General features: G+C 67.4%; 4 protein-coding genes. 1 reads left to right on the forward strand and 3 read right to left on the reverse strand.

Features of this window, described 5'->3' with window-relative positions:
- The 3 genes from CED_RS24880 to CED_RS23170 form a co-directional block, all read right to left on the reverse strand.
- Positions 1–545 (reverse strand): transposase family protein (locus CED_RS24880; RefSeq protein WP_200875450.1); only part of this gene is annotated, 545 nt, incomplete at its 3' end.
- A gap of 169 nt (positions 546–714) precedes the next feature.
- Positions 715–1,686, reverse strand: a complete 972-nt coding sequence (locus CED_RS20615) for a tyrosine-type recombinase/integrase (protein WP_011438109.1) — start codon at positions 1,684–1,686, stop codon at positions 715–717.
- Entirely contained in the window at positions 1,614–1,922 is a 309-nt protein-coding gene (locus tag CED_RS23170) for a hypothetical protein (protein ID WP_369807869.1), read from the reverse strand. Before CED_RS23170 ends, CED_RS20615 begins: the two co-directional genes overlap by 73 nt.
- A 498-nt stretch (positions 1,923–2,420) precedes the next feature.
- Here CED_RS23170 and CED_RS20625 point away from each other — a divergent pair.
- On the forward strand, positions 2,421–2,690 hold a 270-nt coding region (locus CED_RS20625; protein ID WP_035913479.1), incomplete at its 3' end, for an IS5 family transposase.

A 2,690-nucleotide genomic window follows, 5' to 3' on the forward strand; every position in this document is an offset into this window, starting at 1 on the left:
GTGGGAACGCGGTCCGCGGGCCGCCAGCGCGGCCGGCCTCGGCGGGTCTCGTCGATCCCGAGCACGTCCACCGGCGGTGAGGCGGTGTCGGTCAACGGCGCGGCCACGTCGCGCGCCGCGTCCATGACCGTCGGCCAGGACAGCGCAAGGTGCCGCGCGCTGGCTACCACCGTCGCGCAGATCCCGTCGACCACGAGCCGGCCGGCCTGCTCGCGTAGCCGGGTCGTCAACCGTGCCCGCGCCGGCACCGCCGGCAGCGACTCGGTGAACGACCGCTTCGCGCACAGCGGCTCCTGGCAGTACCAGCGGCGTTTGACCCACACCAGTCGCAGGGGGGACGGGCCGTAGCGCAGGTCACGCGGCCGAGTGGTCACGACGCCCTTGACCCTGCGCGCGAACACCCCGCAACCCGGGCACGCCCGCGCTGTCTCGTCCGCGGTCGCAAGCCACACCTGCCGTGTCCTGTCCGCGAGCATCTCGACGCGCGACACCGTCAGACCGTCGATGTCGAGCAACCGCGTCGCGTCATTCGTATGATCGTCCAAGCCCGTAGCTCCGTGGCCTCTCGGTTGCGTCAGGAACAACCAAGATCGCCAGGGGTTGCGGGCGATTCATGTCACGACACGAGGCATGCCACATCAGGTCACAGCAGGCCACGTCGAGCCAACATTACGCACAGTTACCAAACTGGCTGGGGCCTCACGCCCACCCCGGTTAACTTCGAAGACCCAGTAAAGTGGACACCACTTCGAGAGGCACCCCGTCGCGCAGCAGCCGGGTGGCATAGGTATGCCGGTACCAGTGTGGGTCGAAATCGATCCTGGTGCGTTTCCGTAGCCTTTTCACCAGATCGTAGGAAGCCGGGTAGGACAACGCCTGCCCACGCGGTTCGGCGAACAGGTTGACGAACACATAGTCGGAGTCCAGGTCCCCGTACTCGCCATGCAGGTAGTCCGCGTAAAGGCGGACGAGGCCGGCGCTCACCGGGACCATCCGCCGCCCCCGGGATTTCGACCGAGCCCCGTTGTCGTTGTCCCGCGCCACGACAGTGACCTCGCAGGCGGCCGCGTCGATATCATCATGCCGCAGGCCCAGCGCCTCGCCGACCCGCATCCCGGTGTCGTAGAGAACAGCGAACAGGAAACGGTCCCGCAGCCGGGTGCAGGAATCCAGCACAGCCTGCACCTCGGCCGCCGCCAGGACCCGAGGCAGCTTCTTCGCGGTCTTCAACGCGATCACGCGCCGCGGCTGCGGCCTGCCTTTGCCGACGTGATGCAGGAACGGCTTCCACCCACCGCGGCGGCCCGGCGACCCCCACGTCGTCAGCAACTCGCCCAGCTCCACGCCATGACGCACCTGGTAGGCGTAGAACGCGGCCAACGCCGACAGCTTCCGGTTCACCGTCGACGCCGACACCGCCGGCTCCACCGACGACAGCACCGCCACCCGCCCGTCCCGGCCTGCCGCCGGCAGCCGCAACCAGGCCACGAACTCGCCGATGTCCTCCAGCCGCACCTCCCGCCAGTCCAGCCCCCGCCACCCCAGAAAGACCCAGTGGTCCTTCAGATCGTGGGCGTAGGCCTTGACCGTGTTCGGAGACCGCTCGATATCGCTCAGATAAGCCAGATACCGCTCGACCGGTTCGACCGGGGCGTCGTCGACACCCAGAACAGTCCACGAATCCACCCGCGACCCGGGCAAGGACACCCCGCGAACACCAGCAACCGACGCGCCGGCCGGATCTCCGCACGAGGCGCACCACGCACCGCAAGCTCACGAATCGCGATCAACAGACCAAGAACCGACAGATCCACCGCCGGCGCCACCAACGGCGCCACATACACCGGCACGCCCAGCCTCAGGGCGAGCAGCCAGACGTTCCCGAACCCGAACAAAAACGTCAGACCAACCACCAGCGCCATGATCACAGTCACCGATGTGAATGCCACGCCGCGCCCACGTGCGCTCGACGCCGCCAGCGGCGATGATGCGCTCATCGTCGACCCTGTCGGACCTCGAAACTGGCCTCCAAGACCAGCTGCCCGACAGAAACGCCCAGATCAGCGCCTCCCCCTTCTGCGACGTGCCCCGCCGGGGGCACGTACAGCATCCACGCGGCGGCGAGACCGTGCGATTGCTGGACGTGGGGCGGGCGCACCAGTGACCGCTCCTGCCAGATCAGCCACCTGATCCAGGTTGGCTGCTGGAATTTTGATCGTCATCAAAACCTCTTGACTCCCATGGTCGACATGGACGGTGAGTTGCGTGACCTCATAGAGACGTCGCTGTAGCTCCTCGGGCGCCTGGCCAAGCTTGAGTGGGCGTTCTGCACGCTTTCGCCGGGTCTCAGCTTGAGTTGATCTCTGGGGTGCGGAGTTGATCGTCTTGCGTTCGCCGGCTGGCGCGTTCTGCTGGAAGACATGGCAGAACGCAAGCCGTACCCCAGTGACCTGTCCGATGAGGCGTGGGACCTGATCCGCCCGGTCCTCACCGCGTGGAAGGCCCGGCACCCCTCGGCCAGCGGGCACGAGGGCGGCTACGACATGCGGGAGATCGTGAACGCGGTCCTCTACCAGGCCCGGACCGGCTGCCAGTGGCGCTACCTGCCCCACGACCTGCCCCCGACGTCCGCGGTGTACTACTACTTCGGCCAGTGGCGCGACGACGGCACCACCGAGACGATCCACGAC

This window comes from Frankia sp. CeD, from assembly GCF_000732115.1.
Classification (GTDB): domain Bacteria; phylum Actinomycetota; class Actinomycetes; order Frankiales; family Frankiaceae; genus Frankia; species Frankia casuarinae.

What these genes read in the sequence shown, in the direction of transcription:
- CED_RS23170 (WP_369807869.1), bottom strand. Translation starts at nt 1,922, where the DNA reads ATGGCGCTGGTGGTTGGTCTGACGTTTTTGTTCGGGTTCGGGAACGTC.